This window comes from Pseudomonas sp. BP01 (genome assembly GCF_022760795.1).
Taxonomy (GTDB): Bacteria; Pseudomonadota; Gammaproteobacteria; order Pseudomonadales; family Pseudomonadaceae; genus Aquipseudomonas; species Aquipseudomonas putida_Q.
In genome coordinates this window covers 38,085-55,995 of sequence record NZ_JAFBKA010000034.1, presented here as the reverse complement: position 1 = coordinate 55,995, position 17,911 = coordinate 38,085, and the positions used below count along the sequence as shown (strand labels likewise).

At 63.6% G+C, this 17,911-nt stretch carries 18 protein-coding genes; 9 read left to right on the top strand and 9 right to left on the bottom strand.

Features of this window, described 5'->3' with window-relative positions; translation table 11 throughout:
• Nucleotides 1-123: 123 nt before the first annotated feature.
• The 5 genes from relA to JOY50_RS23890 form a co-directional block, all read right to left on the bottom strand.
• Nucleotides 124-2,364, bottom strand: coding sequence for a GTP diphosphokinase (gene relA, locus JOY50_RS23910; protein WP_019473071.1), 2,241 nt, complete (start codon nucleotides 2,362-2,364; stop codon nucleotides 124-126).
• A gap of 96 nt (nucleotides 2,365-2,460) precedes the next feature.
• Complete coding sequence (gene rlmD, locus JOY50_RS23905) at nucleotides 2,461-3,819, bottom strand: 23S rRNA (uracil(1939)-C(5))-methyltransferase RlmD (protein ID WP_132846912.1); 1,359 nt, start codon at nucleotides 3,817-3,819, stop codon at nucleotides 2,461-2,463.
• The gene (cysM, locus tag JOY50_RS23900; RefSeq protein WP_165931669.1) at nucleotides 3,820-4,719 is read right to left on the bottom strand and encodes a cysteine synthase CysM; all 900 of its coding nucleotides are present in this window, start codon (nucleotides 4,717-4,719) and stop codon (nucleotides 3,820-3,822) included.
• A gap of 159 nt (nucleotides 4,720-4,878) precedes the next feature.
• Nucleotides 4,879-6,270, bottom strand: a complete 1,392-nt coding sequence (locus JOY50_RS23895; RefSeq protein WP_243055980.1) for a sensor histidine kinase — start codon at nucleotides 6,268-6,270, stop codon at nucleotides 4,879-4,881.
• A gap of 3 nt (nucleotides 6,271-6,273) precedes the next feature.
• Complete coding sequence (locus JOY50_RS23890; protein WP_132846909.1) at nucleotides 6,274-6,993, bottom strand: response regulator transcription factor; 720 nt, start codon at nucleotides 6,991-6,993, stop codon at nucleotides 6,274-6,276.
• A gap of 193 nt (nucleotides 6,994-7,186) precedes the next feature.
• On the opposite strand from JOY50_RS23890, the gene JOY50_RS23885 reads away from it, so the two are divergent.
• The 4 genes from JOY50_RS23885 to JOY50_RS23870 are packed head-to-tail and all read left to right on the top strand — an operon-like array spanning nucleotide 7,187 to nucleotide 11,843.
• Nucleotides 7,187-9,970, top strand: coding sequence for a response regulator (locus tag JOY50_RS23885; RefSeq protein WP_019473076.1), 2,784 nt, complete (start codon nucleotides 7,187-7,189; stop codon nucleotides 9,968-9,970).
• Between the two features lie 13 nt (nucleotides 9,971-9,983).
• Entirely contained in the window at nucleotides 9,984-10,973 is a 990-nt protein-coding gene (locus JOY50_RS23880; protein ID WP_138737600.1) for a 2-hydroxyacid dehydrogenase, read from the top strand.
• A gap of 31 nt (nucleotides 10,974-11,004) precedes the next feature.
• Nucleotides 11,005-11,442, top strand: coding sequence for a hypothetical protein (locus JOY50_RS23875; protein ID WP_016501120.1), 438 nt, complete (start codon nucleotides 11,005-11,007; stop codon nucleotides 11,440-11,442).
• On the top strand, nucleotides 11,439-11,843 hold the full coding sequence (locus JOY50_RS23870) for an META domain-containing protein (RefSeq protein WP_138737599.1): 405 nt from the start codon (nucleotides 11,439-11,441) through the stop codon (nucleotides 11,841-11,843). The genes JOY50_RS23875 and JOY50_RS23870 overlap by 4 nt, the downstream gene beginning before the upstream one ends.
• A 34-nt stretch (nucleotides 11,844-11,877) precedes the next feature.
• On the opposite strand, the gene JOY50_RS23865 is transcribed toward JOY50_RS23870, so the two are convergent.
• The gene (locus JOY50_RS23865) at nucleotides 11,878-12,342 is read right to left on the bottom strand and encodes a TlpA disulfide reductase family protein (protein ID WP_138737598.1); all 465 of its coding nucleotides are present in this window, start codon (nucleotides 12,340-12,342) and stop codon (nucleotides 11,878-11,880) included.
• Between the two features lie 85 nt (nucleotides 12,343-12,427).
• Between JOY50_RS23865 and arsC the strand changes: the two genes are divergently transcribed.
• From arsC to JOY50_RS23850, 3 genes are read left to right on the top strand one after another with little or no spacing between them, the layout of a single operon-like run.
• Nucleotides 12,428-12,781, top strand: a complete 354-nt coding sequence (gene arsC / locus JOY50_RS23860; RefSeq protein ID WP_132846905.1) for an arsenate reductase (glutaredoxin) — start codon at nucleotides 12,428-12,430, stop codon at nucleotides 12,779-12,781.
• The gene (gene wrbA / locus JOY50_RS23855) at nucleotides 12,778-13,383 is read left to right on the top strand and encodes an NAD(P)H:quinone oxidoreductase (RefSeq protein ID WP_016501124.1); all 606 of its coding nucleotides are present in this window, start codon (nucleotides 12,778-12,780) and stop codon (nucleotides 13,381-13,383) included. Before arsC ends, wrbA begins: the two co-directional genes overlap by 4 nt.
• Entirely contained in the window at nucleotides 13,376-13,789 is a 414-nt protein-coding gene (locus JOY50_RS23850) for a DUF2069 domain-containing protein (RefSeq protein ID WP_132846904.1), read from the top strand. The genes wrbA and JOY50_RS23850 overlap by 8 nt, the downstream gene beginning before the upstream one ends.
• A 132-nt stretch (nucleotides 13,790-13,921) precedes the next feature.
• Here the strand turns inward: JOY50_RS23850 and JOY50_RS23845 are convergent, their stop codons facing one another.
• Together JOY50_RS23845 and ttcA are read right to left on the bottom strand one after the other, a co-directional pair.
• Nucleotides 13,922-14,593 (bottom strand): DNA-3-methyladenine glycosylase I, encoded by a 672-nt coding sequence (locus tag JOY50_RS23845; RefSeq protein WP_132846903.1) that lies wholly within the window; start codon nucleotides 14,591-14,593, stop codon nucleotides 13,922-13,924.
• 4 nt (nucleotides 14,594-14,597) lie between these two features.
• Nucleotides 14,598-15,422, bottom strand: coding sequence for a tRNA 2-thiocytidine(32) synthetase TtcA (ttcA, locus tag JOY50_RS23840; RefSeq protein ID WP_019472621.1), 825 nt, complete (start codon nucleotides 15,420-15,422; stop codon nucleotides 14,598-14,600).
• Nucleotides 15,423-15,685: 263 nt separating this feature from the next.
• On the opposite strand from ttcA, the gene JOY50_RS23835 reads away from it, so the two are divergent.
• Both JOY50_RS23835 and JOY50_RS23830 read left to right on the top strand, forming a co-directional pair.
• Nucleotides 15,686-16,285: a Yip1 family protein gene (locus tag JOY50_RS23835; RefSeq protein WP_019472622.1), complete on the top strand. Its 600-nt coding sequence runs from the start codon at nucleotides 15,686-15,688 to the stop codon at nucleotides 16,283-16,285.
• 131 nt (nucleotides 16,286-16,416) lie between these two features.
• On the top strand, nucleotides 16,417-16,911 hold the full coding sequence (locus tag JOY50_RS23830; protein WP_019472623.1) for a SprT family zinc-dependent metalloprotease: 495 nt from the start codon (nucleotides 16,417-16,419) through the stop codon (nucleotides 16,909-16,911).
• Between the two features lie 172 nt (nucleotides 16,912-17,083).
• On the opposite strand, the gene fpr is transcribed toward JOY50_RS23830, so the two are convergent.
• The gene (gene fpr / locus JOY50_RS23825) at nucleotides 17,084-17,863 is read right to left on the bottom strand and encodes a ferredoxin-NADP reductase (protein ID WP_016501130.1); all 780 of its coding nucleotides are present in this window, start codon (nucleotides 17,861-17,863) and stop codon (nucleotides 17,084-17,086) included.
• Between the last annotated feature and the right edge of the window lie 48 nt (nucleotides 17,864-17,911).

The following is a 17,911-nucleotide window of genomic DNA, read 5'->3' as shown; positions in this document are numbered from 1 at the left end:
TAGGCAGGTCCTTCGGCGGTGGCTTCTTCGCGGGCTTGCCCGCTCCCACAGGAGGGCTACAGGATCGAGCACCTGTAACGTACCTGTGGGAGCGGATTTACCCGCGAAGCAGGCGCCCCGGTCTCAAGGGGTTCTATTACGCCGCGTCTCGATGATGTTCGGCAACTGCGAAATTCGTCCCAGCAGGCGCCCCAGCGCGTCCAGGCCCGGAATCTCGATGGTCAGCGACATCAACGCAGTGTTGTCTTCCTTGTTCGAGCGGGTGTTCACCGCCAGCACGTTGATCTTCTCGTTCAGCAGCACCTGCGACACATCGCGCAGCAGCCCTGGGCGGTCGTAGGCACGGATGACGATGTCGACCGGATAGGTCTGCACCGGGATCGGCCCCCAGCTCACCTGGATCATGCGCTCTGGCTCCTTGCCTGCAAGCTGCAGCACCGAAGCACAGTCCTGGCGGTGGATGCTCACGCCACGGCCCTGGGTGATGTAACCGACAATGGCGTCGCCCGGTAACGGCTGGCAGCAGCCGGCCATCTGCGTCAGCAGGTTGCCAACCCCCTGGATCTGGATGTCGCCACGCTTGCCGGTACGCGGGCCGGTCGGCTTGCGCGGCACCAGTTCGATCTGCTCGATACGCTCGGGCTCCAGCAACTGCTGGGCGGCGTTGACCAGGTGGGCCAGGCGCAGGTCGCCCGCGCCGAGCGAGGCGAACATGTCCTCGGCAGTCTTGACGTTGGTCTTCTCGGCCAGGCGCTCGAAGTCCACCTGCGGCAAGCCCAGGCGGCTGAGTTCGCGTTCGAGCAAGGTCTTGCCAGCGGCGACGTTCTGGTCACGTGCCTGCAGCTTGAACCAGTGCACGATCTTGGCCCGCGCCCGCGAGGTGGTGACGTAGCCCAGGTTGGAGTTCAACCAGTCACGGCTGGGGTTGCCGTGCTTGCTGGTGATGATCTCCACCTGCTCACCGGTCTGCAGGCTGTAGTTCAGCGGCACGATACGGCCGTTGATCTTGGCACCCCGGCAGTTGTGGCCGATCTCGGTGTGCACACGGTAGGCGAAGTCCAGCGGGGTCGCCCCTTTGGGCAGGTCGATGGCGTGGCCGTCAGGGGTGAACACGTAGACCCGGTCCGGCTCGATATCGACCCGCAACTGCTCGACCAAGCCACCGATGTCGCCCAGCTCTTCGTGCCATTCCAGCACCTGGCGCAGCCAGGAGATCTTCTCTTCGTAATGGTTGGAGCTGGGCTTTACGTCGGTGCCCTTGTAGCGCCAGTGGGCACAAACCCCCAGCTCGGCTTCTTCATGCATGCCGTGGGTGCGGATCTGCACCTCCAGCACCTTGCCCTCGGGGCCGATGACTGCGGTGTGCAGCGAGCGGTAGCCGTTTTCCTTGGGGTTGGCGATGTAGTCGTCAAACTCTTTGGGGATGTGCCGCCACAGCGTGTGCACGATACCCAGCGCGGTGTAGCAGTCGCGAATTTCCGGCACCAGCACGCGCACTGCACGCACGTCGTAGATCTGGCTGAATTCCAGGCCTTTACGCTGCATCTTGCGCCAGATCGAATAGATATGCTTCGCCCGGCCGCTGATGTCGGCATTTACGCCGGTGGCCAGCAGCTCGTTCTGCAGCTGGTTCATCACGTCGCTGATGAAGCGTTCGCGGTCCAGCCGGCGCTCGTGCAGCAGCTTGGCAATTTGCTTGTACTGGTCGGGTTCGAGGTAGCGGAAGGAGAGGTCTTCCAGCTCCCACTTGATGTGGCCGATACCCAGGCGGTGCGCCAGCGGCGCATAGATGTCGAACACCTCACGCGCGACACGCAGGCGTTTTTCGTCGTCGGCGGCCTTGACCGCACGGATCGCGCAGGTACGCTCGGCCAGCTTGATCAGTGCCACACGCACATCGTCGACCATGGCCACGAGCATCTTGCGCAGGTTCTCGACCTGCGCCTGCGAGCCCAGCACCAGCGACTGCCGCGGGCTGAGGCTGGCGCTGATGGCGGCCATGCGCAACACACCGTCGATCAGCTTGGACACCACCGGACCGAACCGCTGGCTGACCTCGGCCAGGGTCACCTTGCCCTCGCGTACCGAACGGTAGATGACCGCGGCCACCAGGGAATCCTGGTCCAGCTTGAGGTCAGCCAGGATTTCGGCAATTTCCAGGCCCGCCTGGAAGCTGGACGTACCGTCCGCCCAGGAATGCTTGGCCGGGTTGCCCTTTTTCTCGATCTCATGGGCAAACTCGCAGGCTTCTTTGAGCGCTGCGCGATCCAGTGCCGAATCGACGCTTACCACATGGTCCAACCATCCTTCGAGATTGATACTGCCGTCGGTGTTGACCGGCTGGTGCACTCTCACCTGTACCATCTTTGTTTTACCTTTCCATACAGCGCACCACGCGGGTGCGCTGGCGATCACCGTGCGGCCGCCATTCCATGGAAGCCGCACCAAGGGGCCAGTCTGCTAGCCCGCTTCGAATAACGCCATGGCCTCGACATGCGCCGTTTGAGGAAACATGTCGAGAATCCCGGCCCTTTTTAACCGGTACCCCTGGCCGACCAGCACCTGCGCGTCTCGCGCCAGCGTGGCCGGGTTGCACGATACGTAGACCAGCCGTTTGGCCTGGAGGCGTGCGATGCCCTGCACCACCTCGAAAGCACCGTCGCGCGGTGGATCCAAGAGTACCGCAGAAAAGCCCTCGGCGGCCCATCCGGCGCCTGCCAAAGGCTGCGATAAATCGGCCTGAAAAAACCGTGCGTTATGCACATTGTTGTTCCGGGCATTGGCCGCGGCCCGATCGACCATGGCCTGTACACCTTCCACCGCCACGACCTCACGCGCCTTGCGGGCCAGCGGCAGGGCGAAGTTGCCCAGGCCGCAGAACAGGTCCAGCACCCGCTCGTCAGCCTGCGGTGCTAGCCATGCCAGGGCCTGCTCGATCATCGCCGTGTTGACCTGGGCATTCACCTGCACGAAGTCACCTGGGCGCCAGGCCAGTTCCAGCTGCCACGGTGCCAGGGCAAAGCCCAGTTGCGCGGCCGGGTCCACCGGCGCCGGCTCACCTTCACCCTGCAGCCACAGCTGGGCATTGGCCTGCTCACAGAACGCCTGCAATTTTGCCAGGTCTTCTGCCTGCAACGGCGCGACGTGGCGCACCAACACCGCGTCGGCGGTGCCACTGAACAGTTCCACGTGGCCCAGCGCCTGAGGTTTGTTCAACGAGCGCAGCACCGTCGGCAGGTGGCGCAAAATCGACTGCAAGGGCTGTACCAGCACCGCGCAGTCGTCGATGGCAATGATGTCCTGGCTGGCTTCGGCACGGAAGCCCACCTCCAGCTGACGCGCCTTGACGTCCCAGCGCACGGCCACACGGGCCCGGCGCCGATAGCCGAATTCCGGCCCGCTCAGGGGTGCGGCCCATTCCTCGGGTTGCACGCCGGCCACCCGCTGCAGTTGCTCGGCCAGGGTACGCTGCTTGAGCGCCAGCTGCGCTTCATGCGGCAGATGCTGCAGGTTGCAGCCACCACAGCGCGCATAATGGCGGCACGGTGCCTCACGGCGTTCGGGGCTGGCCTGCAGCAGCCGCTCCAGGCGGGCCTCGACCACTTTGCCACGGGCGTTGAGCACCCGCGCCTCCACGGCCTCACCGGCCAGGGCACCACTGACGAACCAGGTGCGCCCGTCGAGGAAGGCGATGCCACGGCCATCACCGGCCAGGCGCTCGATGTCCAGGCGCTGCTTCTTGCCCACGGGGACCTGGGGAGTGCGGTTGCCGCCGGCCGGCTGGAAACGCAGGCCGCTGTTGCTTTTTTTCTTGGACATTTAGCTCGGATCAAACAGGCCGGTGGACAGGTAACGGTCGCCGCGGTCGCAAATGATCGCGACCATCACGGCATTTTCCACTTCTTGCGAGAGGCGCAGCATGGCTGCAACCGCACCACCTGAGGACACGCCGCAGAAAATGCCCTCTTCACGGGCAAGGCGGCGGGTGGTTTCTTCGGCTTCCTGCTGCGACATGTCGACCACGCGGTCGACGCGGGCGGCGTCAAAGATTTTCGGCAGGTATTCCTCGGGCCAGCGGCGAATGCCCGGGATAGCAGAGCCTTCCATCGGTTGCAGGCCGATGATCTGTACCGCCGGGTTCTGCTCCTTGAGGTATTGCGAGCAGCCCATGATGGTGCCGGTGGTACCCATGGAGCTGACAAAATGGGTAATGGTGCCCTGGGTCTGCTGCCAGATCTCAGGGCCGGTGCTGTTGTAGTGGGCAATCGGATTGTCGCCGTTGGCGAACTGGTCAAGCACCAGGCCGCGGCCTTCGGCCTGCAGCTTCTCGGCCAGGTCGCGGGCGCCTTCCATCCCCTCCTCCTTGGTCACCAGGATCAGCTCGGCGCCATAGGCGGTCATGGCGGCCTTGCGCTCGGCGGTGGAGTTGTCGGGCATGATCAGGATCATCTTGTAGCCCTTGATCGCCGCCGCCATTGCCAGGGCGATACCGGTGTTGCCGGAAGTGGCTTCGATCAGGGTGTCGCCGGGCTTGATCTGGCCACGCAGTTCGGCGCGGGTGATCATAGACAGCGCCGGGCGGTCCTTCACCGAGCCGGCAGGATTGTTACCTTCGAGCTTGAGCAGGAGGGTGTTGCTGGTTTCACCAGCAATGCGCTGCAGGCGAACCAGGGGCGTATTGCCGACGCAATCGGCGATGGTTGGGTACTGCAAGGTCATGGCGTATTTCACAATCCGGACGGCAGGGGCGCCTATCATACCGGCAAACCCCTCGCGGCCATATCACGCAATCTGTGGTCCATATAGCTACAAGCTATATCGATGATCTGCATCGCCCTCTTCGCGGGCACGCCCGCTCCCACACGTACTCCACTGACCTCAAGAGTAGTGGTGAGCCTGTGGGAGCGGGTGCACCCGCGAAGGGGCCGGCACATGTAACGGCAATCGCATCCACAGCCGCAGCCCATGCTTGCCATTCTGCGCCCACAAGGTCCCGCCCTGGCGCTGAATTGCACTCCGGGCGATGCTCAAGCCCAGGCCAAAACCACCATCCCCCGGCCGAGAACCGTCCAGCCGCGAGAACGGCGCGAAGATCCGCTCCAGGTCCTCTTCTGCCACACCGCCGCCTTCATCCTCCAGCCACAGCCACCAATAACTGCCCTCGCGCTGACCACCCAGGCGCACCACACCCTCGGCCGGCGAGTGACGAATGGCATTGCGCAAGATGTTTTCCAGTGCCTGGGCCAAGTGGTTGAGGTTGCCCTGCACCCAACAGTCGGCCGGTACTTCGCAGCGCAGGCGCGCGGGCGACCAGCCGCTTTCGTAGCTGGCATTCTCGGCCAGCAGTTCCCAAAGCGCGTGGACGTCGATGGGCTCCAGGTTCATCGGCGCACGTTCGGCGTCCTGCCAGGCCAGCTGCAGGGTGTCTTCCACCAACTGCTGCATGCAGTCCACTTCACGGGTCAGGCGTTCGCGCAGGCGCTGCAAGTCGGTTTCGCCGTCGCAGGCCACCCGTAACCGGCTCAATGGCGTGCGCATTTCGTGGGACAGGTCGCGCAGCAACTGCTGCTGCATGGCCACCGTGCCCTGCAGGCGCTCGGCCATCTGGTCAAAGGCGCGGGCCAACTCGCCCAGCTCGTCATGGCGTGCGATGGTGCGCGAGTCGAGGCGCGCCGATAACTGATCGGCGCGCCAGGCATTGGCCTGCTCGCGAAGCTGATTCAGCGGCACGATCAACATGCGGTACAGGCCCACGCACAACAGCAACGTGAACAGGCCAGGGATGATGCCGTTGGTGACGATGCGCCACAGTAACCGGTACTGGTCAGGCTTGAACCGCTGCGGCAGTTCGATCACCAGCATGCCCTGCTCCGGCGCCCCCGGGAACGGTATACGTACCCACGGCTGGTCGACACTGCGCCGGCTCATCGGCCAGTCGACACCACGCAGGCGCGTCAGCCGCTGCATGATCTGTGGGTCGAGGGTGGCGCTGTCGAGCGGCCGCAGGTTGATATCGAGCACGCCAATCCAACCCCGTTCGCGCTGATGCATCGCCGCCACCCACTGGTCCAGCCCTTCCCGCCCACCGCTGCGCCAGGCATGTTCAGCCTCGCCGGCATAGCCACGCAATGCCTGCCGCGCCGGTTCCGAGAGGAAGGCGTTCTGGATTTCCATGTGCCGGCCCCAGGTGTAACTGAGGCCGATCATCAGCAGGCAGAAGCCCACCAGCAGGATGGCCAGTTTCCAGAACAGCGAATGGCGGTCAAGCATGCTTCACTCCGCCTCGCTGGCGCTGAGCACGTAACCCTTGCCCCACACGGTACGGATCTGCCGTTCGTGATAGTCGATGCCCTTGAGCTTGCGGCGGATCTGGCTGATGTGCATGTCCAGGCTGCGGTCATGCCGTGAATAGCCGCGCTGCAACACCTGTTGGTAAAGGAACGGCTTGCTCAGGACATCCTCGAAGTTGCGATTGAGGATGTCGAACAGCCTGTATTCGCTGGGGGTCAGGCCCGCCAGGCGGCCATCCAGGCGTACGTCGCACAGCCCCTCGTCGAACTGCAGCTCGCCGCAGACGACATGCTCCAGCGGGGCTTGATAACGGCGTTCGAGGGCCACCCGGCGCAAGATTGCCTCGATGCGCACCTGCAGCTCGGCCATGCTGAACGGCTTGGGCAGGTAATCGTCGGCCCCGCGCTGGAACCCGCTGATGCGGTCGGCCTCAGCACCCAGTGCCGACATCAGGATCACCGGCGTCGCGCTGCACCTGCGCAACTGCGCCAAGGCATCCAGGCCGTTCAGCCCGGGCAGCAGGATATCCATCAGCACCACATCGAAAACCTGGCGACCCGCCGTTTCCAGCCCCTCCAGACCATTACGGCACCAGGTTACCTGGAAGCCACCGCGTTGCAGCTCTTCGTGCAGATAGGCACCCAGGACCGGGTCGTCCTCGATGGCGAGGATATTGGAGTTGTAAATAGCTACAGGATTCATTGGCAACTGCCATTTATTCTCAATTGCGCAATTATTGAGCATCCAATGCCTGCCAGGCAACCGCCCTGCGACCAATGCCCCGGCAATGCTGCAAAACAGCTACTAAAGAGGTGCAATAGCGCCGCAGGCAGAGTAACTTCCCGGGTTGGCCGTCATCGCTTGACGGCATCCAGGCACATGACAGGAGGCGAGTGTGCTCGATCGTTTGGGAATCCGCAGCCGGGTCCTGCTGCTGGCCCTGCTGCCGGCCGGCCTGATGGCCCTGGTACTCGGCAGCTACTTTACCTGGCTGCAACAGAACGACCTGCGCACCCAGTTGCTGCAACGCGGCAAGATGATCGCCGAGCAGCTGGCGCCATTGGCTGCACCCGCCATGGCCCGGCTTGCCCCGGCACAGCTGGAGCGCATCGCCGCGCAAACCCTGGAGCAGGCCGATGTACGTGCGGTCGCCTTCCTGGCCCCGGACCGCACGCGCCTGGCCCACGCTGGCCCGAGCATGCTCAACCAGCCGCCCAGTGGCGGTACCGGCACGCAGTTGCTGCAACGCAGCGGCAATGACGCCACCCGCTACCTGATGCCTGTGTTCGGCCACCACCGCGACCTGGCCACCGATGCCGTGCCGGCCGAAGCCGAGCGCCTGCTTGGCTGGGTCGAGATCGAGCTGTCGCACGACGGCACCCTGCTGCGGGGTTACCGCAACCTGTTCACCAGCCTGTTGCTGATCCTCGCCTGCCTGGTACTCAGCGGCCTGCTGGCGCTGCGCATGAGCCGCACCATCAACGACCCCATCGAACGCATCAAGCACGCGGTCAATCAGCTCAAGGACGGCCACCTGGAAGAACGCCTGCCGACCATGGGCAGCCATGAGCTGGACGAGCTGGCCCGCGGCATCAACCGCATGGCCGAAACCCTGCAGAATGCCCACGAAGAACTGCAGCACAGCATCGATCAGGCCACCGAAGACGTACGCCAGAACCTGGAAACCATCGAAATCCAGAACATCGAGCTGGACATGGCGCGCAAGGAGGCCCTCGAGGCCAGCCGCATCAAGTCGGAGTTCCTGGCCAACATGAGCCACGAGATCCGCACCCCGCTCAACGGCATCCTCGGCTTTACCCACCTGCTGCAGAAAAGCGAGCTGACGCCACGCCAGCTGGACTACCTGAACACCATCGAGAAGTCCGCCGACAACCTGCTGGGGATCATCAACGAGATCCTCGACTTCTCCAAGATCGAGGCTGGCAAGCTGGTGCTCGACAGCATCCCGTTCAACCTGCGCGACCTGATCCAGGACACCCTGACCATCCTCGCCCCGGCCGCCCACGCCAAGCAGCTGGAATTGCTCAGCCTGATCTACCGCGACACCCCTTCGTCACTGGTCGGCGACCCGCTGCGGCTCAAGCAGATCCTCACCAACCTGGTCAGCAACGCCATCAAGTTCACCCGCGAAGGCACCATTGTCGTGCGCGCCATGCTCGAAGACGAGCACGAAGACAGCGCGCAGCTGCGCATCAGCGTGCAGGACACCGGTATCGGCCTGTCGCCGCAAGAGGTGCGCACGCTGTTCCAGGCTTTCAGCCAGGCCGACAACTCGTTGGCCCGCCAACCTGGCGGCACAGGGCTGGGGCTGGTGATTTCCAAGCGCCTGATCGAGCAGATGGGGGGCGAAATCGGTGTCGACAGCACCCCGGGTGAAGGGTCGCAGTTCTGGATCAGCCTCAACCTGCCCAAAGCCCACGACGACCTCGAGGAGCAGCCGATGCAGCCGCTGCTGGGCCGCCGCGCAGCCATCGTCGATGGCCACGAGCTGGCGCGCCAGGCCTTGGAACACCAGTTGGAAGACTGCGGCCTCAGCGTCAGCCTGTTCGCCTCCTATGACCAGTTGCTGCAAGCGGTACAGGCCGCCAGCCAGGCCGGCCTGCCGTTCGAGTTCGCCGTGCTCGGGGCCAACCTGGGCAACCTGTCGCCCGAGCAACTGGGCCACTACCACCAGCAACTCGAGCGTTACCATTGCCAGTGTGTGGTGCTATGCCCCACCACCGAGCAGGCGCTGTACCACCCCTACCTGCCCAACGGCCATGGCCAGTTGCTGTCCAAGCCTACCTGCACCCGCAAACTGCGCCGCCTGCTGATGGAGCTGGTGCAACCGCGTCGCCCGCAGGGCGAAGCGCACAGCGTCAACGGCCAGCGCCAGCCGAAGATCCTTTGCGTTGACGACAATGCCGCCAACCTGCTGCTGGTGCAGACCCTGCTTGAAGACCTGGGCGCCCAGGTGCTGGCCGTCGACAACGGCTATGCAGCAGTAGAAGCCGTGCAGGACGAGCCGTTCGATCTGGTGCTGATGGACGTGCAAATGCCAGGCATGGATGGCCGCGCCTGCACCGAGCAGATCCGCCTTTGGGAAAACACCCAAAGTGCCAACCCGTTGCCAATCGTCGCCCTCACCGCCCATGCCATGGCCAACGAAAAGCGCGCATTGCTGCACGCCGGCATGGACGACTACCTGACCAAGCCGATCAGCGAGCGGCAACTGGCCCAGGTGGTAATGAAGTGGACGGGTTTGAGCCTGGGTGTGCCGCAACAGGCGCTGACCGAGCAGTTGGCCAGCGGTGATGACCTGAAGGTGCTCGACCCCGAAGAAGGCTTGCGCCTGGCGGCAGGCAAGGCCGACCTGGCGGCCGACATGCTCAGCATGCTGCTGTCCTCGCTGGACGCCGACCGCGAGGCCATACGCGCCGCCCGCGAGGCTGACGACCGCACCGCCCTGATAGAACAGGTACACCGCTTGAACGGTGCCTCGCGTTATTGCGGCGTGCCACAGCTGCGCGCCGCTTGCCAGCGTAGCGAGACCTTGCTCAAGCAGGAACACCCACAGGCGCAGCAAGCGCTGGATGAGCTGGACGGCGCGATCAGCCGGCTGGCGGCGCAGGCCAGGTTGAGTGCATGGCCGTTGCTGTGGCCTACGCAGCACTTGTAGGAGGAGCCTTACCATGCGCGTCCTGTTGTTCAGCAGCCAGCATTACGACCGGGAAAGTTTCACCCAGGCCGCCAATGGCAGCGCGCTGGAGCTGCATTTCCAGCCCGCCCGCCTGACCCTCGACACCGCCGCCCTGGCCAGTGGCTACGAAGCCGTTTGTGCCTTCATCAATGACGAACTCGACGCCCCGGTGCTCCAGCGCCTTGCCGAAGGCGGCACCCGCCTGATCGCCCTGCGTTCGGCCGGCTACAACCACGTCGACCTGGCCGCTGCCCAGCGCCTCGGCCTTGCCGTGGTACGCGTGCCGGCCTACTCGCCACACGCCGTGGCCGAACACGCCGTGGCACTGATCCTGGCCCTCAACCGGCGCCTGCACAGGGCCTACAACCGCACCCGCGAAGGCGACTTCACCTTGCACGGGCTGACCGGTTTCGACCTGCACGGCAAAACCGTCGGCGTGGTCGGCACCGGCCAGATCGGCGTTGCCTTCGCCCGCATCATGGCCGGCTTCGGCTGCCAACTGCTGGCCTACGACCCTTACCCCAACCCGGAGCTGCTGGCCCTCGGCGCGCGCTACCTGACCTTGCCCGAGCTGCTGCGCGAAGCCCGTATCATCAGCCTGCACTGCCCGCTGACCGAGCACACCCGGCACCTGATCAATGCACAAAGCCTGGCCCAGCTGCAGCCCGGCGCCATGCTGATCAATACGGGCCGTGGCGCACTGGTCGACACCCCGGCACTGATCGACGCGCTGAAAAGCGGCCAGCTTGGCTACCTGGGCCTGGACGTCTACGAAGAAGAAGCCCAGCTATTCTTCGAGGACCGCTCCGACCTGCCGCTGCAAGACGATGTGCTGGCCCGCCTGCTGACTTTCCCCAACGTGATCATCACTGCCCACCAGGCCTTCCTTACCCGCGAGGCGCTGGACGCCATTGCCGCGACCACGCTCGACAACATCAACCGCTGGGCGGCAGGCAATCCACAGAATCTGGTAATGGGTTAGTGCTAGGATACGCGGCATTTCTGGAGGACCCATGGTCGAGCACGATTTCCGCTACACCCTTTTCAACCCGCAACACACCCTGATCGAGTGCCGTGCACTGGTGCCGGGCCGCTATCAGGTCACCGGCAACGGTGGTTCGATGCATAAAGGCGACACCCTGCTGGTGACCCTCAAGGGCAGCAAGGATTTGTCCATGCGATTGACCGTGGACAGCGTGCGCCACCTGATCAACCCGCGCGGCCAGTGGGTCGCCGTGGCCAGCGGACCGGTGTTCAACGAACTGGAAATTCTCACCTGGCAGGTCGAGTGCGACAGCTGCGACGCCGTGCTGGATTTTGAATTTGCCGTGGACGCCAAGCTGGGCAAGAAAGCCCGTCAGCCCGCCGCCAGCGCACGCATTGCCGAGCTGGGTTGGGCCAGCCGTGGCGAAAAACACCTGTGCCCGCGTTGCCAGGAGAGCGCCGAGTGAAGAATCTGCTGACCGGCGTGCTGATTGCCACCGGCCTGCTCGGCTGCGCCGCAGAACCTTCAAAGCTGCAGCAGGAGCGCAGCTACGTGCTGGAGTGGATTGGCGAACGCCCGCTGATCGACTACAGCCACCTGACCCTGACCCTGGCCAGCGACGGCCGCGCCTATGGCAACGGCGGCTGCAACCACTGGTTTGCGCCATACACGCTGGAGGGCGAGCACCTGAGCTTCGGCAAGGTCGGCAAGACCCGCAAGCTGTGCGCGCCGGCGTTGATGGAGCAGGAAAAGCGCTTTTTGCAGGCGCTGGAAACCGTAGAGCGCTGGGATGTGTCGCCGGTGGAGCAGATGCGCTTCTGGCCGGCCGAGGGCAAACCACTGCGGTTCTGGCCTGAGGAAGGCTGAGGATTGCCGGGGCCGCTTTGCGGCCCCAACTGCATCAGGCGCCTTTCAGGGCCTTGATCTTGGCCTGCAACCCTTCCAGGGTCTGCTCACCCAGCAGCTGTTCGCGCACCTTGCCCTTGTCATCGATGATGTAGGTCACCGGCAGCGCCTCGCTGCGCGGCAGGTCATAGCGCTCGGCCGGGTCCTCGGCCAGTACGGTAAAACCGATGCCCAGGGTTTCAGAGGCCTGTTTCAGGTCCTGCCCTTGCAAGCCATCGAAGTTCACCCCCACCACTTTGATACCATCGGCCGCCCACTGCTTGGCCGCCGCGTTCAATTCCGGGATTTCGGTACGGCACGGTCCGCACCATTCGGCCCAATAGTTGAGCACCAGCCAGTGCCCTTCGATCTGTTCGGCCTTAACCGTATTACCGTGTTGGTCCACGCCATAATCGGCACCGCAACCACCGAGCAACAGGCTCGCGGTGATGGCCAGTACTGCTGCCAGACGCCTTGCCATGGGTCAATCCTTCTCGAGTTTTAAAGCAAATTGGTCAGTCGCTGCGGTTAGAATAGCCGCCACACCCAGCTGGATGCGACCCGACATGACTGACCTGACGCTCTATCATAACCCGCGCTGCTCGAAATCCCGCGGCGCGCTGGAACTGCTCGAAGCCCGTGGGCTGGCGCCGACCATCGTGCGCTATCTGGAAACCCCGCCCGACGCCGCCACACTCAAGGCACTGCTCGACAAGCTGGGCATCGCCCCACGCCAATTGCTGCGTACCGGCGAGGACGAATACAAAGCGCTGAACCTGGCCGACCCGGCACTGACCGACGCGCAACTGATCGAGGCCATGGCTCAGCACCCCAAACTGATCGAACGGCCGATTCTGGTTGCCGGCGACAAGGCCGTGGTAGGTCGCCCGCCCGAAAAAGTGCTGGAGATCCTGCCGTGAGCGCCCCCTACATCCTGGTGCTGTATTACAGCCGCCATGGCTCGACCAGCGAAATGGCCCGGCACATCGCCCGCGGCATCGAACTGGCCGGCATGGAGGCACGCCTGCGCACAGTGCCCGCTATCTCTACCGAATGTGAAGCGGTGGCCCCGGACATTCCGGCCAGTGGGGCGCTGTACGCCACCCTGGACGACCTGCGCCACTGCGCAGGCCTGGTACTGGGCAGCCCGACCCGCTTCGGCAACATGGCGGCGCCGCTGAAGTACTTCCTGGATGGCACCAGCAGCCTGTGGCTGGGTGGTGAACTGGTCGGCAAGCCGGCGGGTGTGTTCACCTCTACCGCCAGCCTGCACGGCGGCCAGGAAACCACCCTGCTGTCGATGATGCTGCCGTTGATGCACCACGGCATGCTGGTGATGGGCCTGCCGTACAGCGAGTCGGCCTTGCTGGAAACCCGAGGCGGCGGCACCCCTTACGGCGCTAGCCACCATGCGGGGGCCGATGGCAAGCGTGAACTCGATCAGCACGAGATCGCCCTGTGCCGCGCCCTGGGCCAACGCCTGGCGACCACGGCCAAGGCCCTGGAGGCCGCGCGTGGCTAAAAAGCCCAAGGTGTTGCCGCCACTGGAGTGGCTGGCACCGCGCCTGCGCCTGACGCGGGCGTTGAGCCTGGCGTTCTTCTTCGGCCTGATCGCCCTGCTGGTGGTGAACAACCTGTGGTTCGCCAACCTGCATGGGGCGCGAGTCGGGGTGATTCTGGCGATCGAACTGGTACCGCTGCTGCTGCTGTTGCCGGGCATGCTGGCAGGCAGCGCCCGGGCACATGCCTGGGCCTGTTTCGTGGTGAATATCTATTTCATCAAGGGCGTGCTGGCGGCGTTCGACCCGGCGCGGGCGGTGTTTGGCTGGGTTGAAGTGCTGGTGAGCCTGGGCTTGTTCATTGCCGGGCTGCTGTATGTGCGCTGGAAGTTCCAGCATGAGCGGCGCATGGCGGGCGAAGGGAGTTGAATTCGGGGGCTGCCCTGCAGCCCAATCGCCGGCAAGCCAGCTCCCACAAAGTCCTCACAGGTTCTGAATGCTGTGCAACACCTGTGGGAGCCTGGCTTGCCGGCGATGGGCCGCACAGCGGCCCCGACAATCTCAATGGTTGACGGTATGCGCCAGCATCACTGACAACTGGCACAGCGGCCGCCCACTCTCTGCATGCCACTGGTTGAATGCCTGCTGCACCAAGGCCAGGTCGCGTTGACTGGTCGGCTGCTTGTCAATCACCTTCTGTGCGATCAACGCCGCCGCCATGTCATCGGTAGGGATGAAGGTGTCCTTGCCGACCATGCGCAAAAAACGCGGCGCCGACAACCCGCCCAGCTGGTTGCCGTGCTTGGCCAGGTACTTCCACAAACCGACGATGTCGGTCACCGGCCAGTCGGCGATGAAAGCGCCGAAACTGCCCTTTTCCTTGGTCACGTCGAGGATCATCTGCGCATTGCGCGGCACGCTCTTGAGCTTGCCCAGGTGGCGGATGATGCGCTCGTCATGCATCAGCCGCTCCAGGTGCTCGGCGCCCATCAGCACCACCTTCTCCGGGTCGAAACCGAAAAACACCTGCTCGAACACTGGCCACTTGGCATCCACCAGGCTGTGCTTGAGCCCTGCGCGGAACACGCGCAGCGCCAGGGTCGACAGGTAGCGGTCGTCACTGATGCCTTGCAGCTGCGCCGACGTGCGCGGCTGCGGCAGGAAAGCCTCCAGCGCCTGGGCCGAGCCAAAGCGGTTCAGGCAGTACTCATGCAGCCACTGATAGTCGCGCATGGGCTCAGATGTTCAGCACGTCGAGGAAGCGCGGCGTTGCGTTCTCGTCGATCTTCAGGCTGGTAAAGTCGAACAGGTTGCGGTCGGCCAGTTGCGACGGCGCCACGTTCTGCAGGGCACGGAAGATGCTCTCGGTACGGCCCGGGTGCTTGCGCTCCCATTCCACCAGCATGTCCTTGACCACCTGGCGCTGCAGGTTTTCCTGAGAGCCGCACAGGTTGCACGGGATGATCGGGAATTCCTTCATGTCCGAATAGGCCTGGATGTCCTTCTCGCTGCAGTACGCCAGCGGGCGGATCACCACGTTGCGGCCGTCATCGGCGCGCAGCTTCGGCGGCATGCCCTTGAGCGCACCATTGAAGAACATGTTGAGGAAGAAAGTTTCGACGATGTCGTCGCGGTGGTGCCCCAGCGCCATCTTGGTGGCGCCGATTTCGTCGGCAAAGGTGTACAGGGTGCCACGGCGCAGGCGCGAGCACAGCGAACATGTGGTCTTGCCCTCGGGTACCAGTTCCTTGACCACCGAATAGGTGTCTTTTTCGACGATGTGGTACTCGACGCCCAGCTCCTTGAGGTACGCAGGCAGCACGTGCTCAGGAAAGCCCGGCTGTTTCTGGTCCATGTTCACCGCGACGATCTCGAACTTGATCGGTGCCACCTTCTGCAGGTGCAACAGAACGTCGAGCATGGTGTAGCTGTCCTTGCCGCCGGACAGGCAGACCATGACCTTGTCGCCATCCTCGATCATGTTGAAGTCGGTGATGGCTTCGCCGGCGAGACGACGCAGGCGTTTTTGCAGTTTGTTCTGGTTGACCGAGAGGGTGCCCATAGCGCTTGGATCCGCGAGGTGTGACAAAAGCCGGCTATTTTACGCACAAACGCAGCGTCGCTGTAGGCATTCCGATAAAGACTTCGATGTAATCAACAGCCCCGCCGACAGCGCAATTTGCTCTAAAAAGCACGGTTCATGCCGGTAACCGCTTCCTATACTGCGACATAAGGCCACATTACCGCTTGCATCGGTGTTTCGGGCCTCGGGCCGCTTGCGCTCCATCTGGGGGGCGTTTGGCAACATTGAGAGGAGTGATCGGCATGATTCATCACGTTGTGGGGCTGTTTACCCATCCCGATCAGGAATGGCGGGAAATTCGTGGCGAAGACGAAACCATCAGCCACATGTACCTGACGCATACCTTGATCCTGGCAGCAATCCCTGCCATTTCCGCCTTCATCGGCACGACCCAGGTTGGCTGGGTAATCGGGGACCGGCCAGCGGTCATGCTGACCATGGAAAGCGCCATCTGGATGAGCATCATGTCGTACCTTGCCATGCTCGGCGGGGTGGCGGTAATGGGCGCGTTCATCCACTGGATGGCCCGCACCTACGATGCCAATCCGTCCATGGCGCAGTGCATCGCCTTTGCCACCTACACCGCCACACCACTGTTCATCGGCGGCCTGGCGGCCCTGTACCCACACCTGTGGCTGGGCATGCTGATTGGCACTGCCGCCATCTGCTACACGGTGTACCTGCTGTATGTCGGCCTGCCGACTTTCATGAACATACCGTCCGACGAAGGCTTCCTGTTCTCCAGCTCCGTGCTGGCGGTGGGCCTTGTGGTGCTGGTGGCGATCATGGCCGCCACGGTAATTATCTGGGGACTGGGCGTGGGGCCCGTCTACACCAACTAGAACAGACTCAACCAACACTGGGGCATCAACCAGGGGCCGCCGCAAGGCGGCCTCTGGCTGTGCGCTGACCGGTGGCTCGGCAGGCCGCCGGTGCTTGCGGCATAATGCCGGGTCAGGAGAACCGCCCCACCATGCCCGAGCTGCTCAAACAACGCGTCGAAACCTGTTACCAGCAAGCCGAAACCTTTTTCAAACGCCCCTTCTCGCGCCCGGAAGTCAGCTTCAAGCTGCGCGGGCAAAAAGCCGGCGTCGCCCACCTGCACGAGAACCTGCTGCGCTTCAACCTGCAGCTCTACCGGGAAAACCAGGAAGATTTCCTGCGCCAGACCGTTGCCCACGAAGTGGCGCACCTGGTAGCCCACCAGCTGTTCGGCGACCGCATCCAGGCTCATGGCGAAGAGTGGCAACTGATCATGCGCGGGGTGTATGAGCTGCCACCCAACCGTTGCCACAACTATGAAGTGCAACGACGCGTGGTAACCCGCTACATCTACCGCTGCCCGTGCCCGCAGGGTGATTTCCCGTTTACCGCACAGCGGCACAAGCTGGTGCGCCAGGGGCGTCGGTACCTGTGCAAACGCTGCCGGGAAATTCTGGTGTACAGCGGCGAGACGCGCGTCGAATAGGGGCCGGCCTCATCGCCGGCAAGCCAGCTCCCATAGGTACTGCACAGCTCCTGAACCCTGTGCAGTACCTGTGGGAGCTGGCTTGCCGGCGATGAGGCCGGCACAAGCAATGCAAAAATCACAGGCATAAGAAAGGCGACCCGAGGGTCGCCTTCTTGTACCAGCCTGCGCCTTACTTCTCGACGAAGGCACGCTCGATCAGGTAGTCGCCCGGCTCGCGCATGCGGGCGGAGACTTTCAGGCCGAAGCTGTCCAGCACTTCGCTGGTCTCGTCGAGCATGCTCGGGCTGCCGCAGATCATCGCACGGTCGTCCTGCGGGTTGATCGGTGGCAGACCGATGTCGCTGAACAGCTTGCCGCTGCGCATCAGGTCGGTCAGGCGGCCCTGGTTCTCGAACGGCTCGCGGGTCACGGTCGGGTAGTAGATCAGCTTGTCGCGAACCGATTCACCGAAGAACTCGTTCTGCGGCAGGTGCTCGGTGATGAACTCGCGGTAGGCCACTTCGTTCACGTAACGCACGCCGTGCACCAGGATCACTTTTTCGAAGCGCTCGTAGGTCTCCGGGTCCTGGATAACGCTCATGAACGGCGCCAGGCCAGTGCCGGTGCTCAGCAGGTACAGGTGCTTGCCCGGGTTCAGGTCGTCGAGCACCAAGGTACCGGTAGGCTTCTTGCTGATGATGATCTCATCGCCTTCCTTCAGGTGCTGCAGCTGCGAGGTCAGCGGGCCGTCCGGCACCTTGATGCTGAAGAACTCCAGGTGCTCTTCCCAGTTCGGCGAGGCGATGGAATAGGCACGCATGAGCGGACGGCCGCTTTCCTGCTGCAGGCCGATCATCACGAACTGACCGTTCTCGAAGCGCAGCCCCGGGTCGCGGGTGCACTTGAAGCTGAACAGGGTGTCGTTCCAGTGGTGCACACTGAGGACACGTTCGTGGTTCATGTTGCTCATCGATGGGGCTCCTGAAGAAAAACGCGGCGCGCAAAACGCGCAGTTGCG

Bases quoted from the DNA above. Each gene is read 5' to 3' on its own strand.
- relA (WP_019473071.1), bottom strand. From the start codon at position 2,364: ATGGTACAGGTGAGAGTGCACCAGCCGGTCAACACCGACGGCAGTATC.
- rlmD (WP_132846912.1), bottom strand. From the start codon at position 3,819: ATGTCCAAGAAAAAAAGCAACAGCGGCCTGCGTTTCCAGCCGGCCGGC.
- cysM (WP_165931669.1), bottom strand. From the start codon at position 4,719: ATGACCTTGCAGTACCCAACCATCGCCGATTGCGTCGGCAATACGCCC.
- JOY50_RS23895 (WP_243055980.1), bottom strand. From the start codon at position 6,270: ATGCTTGACCGCCATTCGCTGTTCTGGAAACTGGCCATCCTGCTGGTG.
- JOY50_RS23890 (WP_132846909.1), bottom strand. From the start codon at position 6,993: ATGAATCCTGTAGCTATTTACAACTCCAATATCCTCGCCATCGAGGAC.
- JOY50_RS23880 (WP_138737600.1), top strand. From the start codon at position 9,984: ATGCGCGTCCTGTTGTTCAGCAGCCAGCATTACGACCGGGAAAGTTTC.
- JOY50_RS23875 (WP_016501120.1), top strand. From the start codon at position 11,005: ATGGTCGAGCACGATTTCCGCTACACCCTTTTCAACCCGCAACACACC.
- JOY50_RS23865 (WP_138737598.1), bottom strand. From the start codon at position 12,342: ATGGCAAGGCGTCTGGCAGCAGTACTGGCCATCACCGCGAGCCTGTTG.
- arsC (WP_132846905.1), top strand. From the start codon at position 12,428: ATGACTGACCTGACGCTCTATCATAACCCGCGCTGCTCGAAATCCCGC.
- JOY50_RS23845 (WP_132846903.1), bottom strand. From the start codon at position 14,593: ATGCGCGACTATCAGTGGCTGCATGAGTACTGCCTGAACCGCTTTGGC.
- ttcA (WP_019472621.1), bottom strand. From the start codon at position 15,422: ATGGGCACCCTCTCGGTCAACCAGAACAAACTGCAAAAACGCCTGCGT.
- JOY50_RS23835 (WP_019472622.1), top strand. From the start codon at position 15,686: ATGATTCATCACGTTGTGGGGCTGTTTACCCATCCCGATCAGGAATGG.
- JOY50_RS23830 (WP_019472623.1), top strand. From the start codon at position 16,417: ATGCCCGAGCTGCTCAAACAACGCGTCGAAACCTGTTACCAGCAAGCC.
- fpr (WP_016501130.1), bottom strand. From the start codon at position 17,863: ATGAGCAACATGAACCACGAACGTGTCCTCAGTGTGCACCACTGGAAC.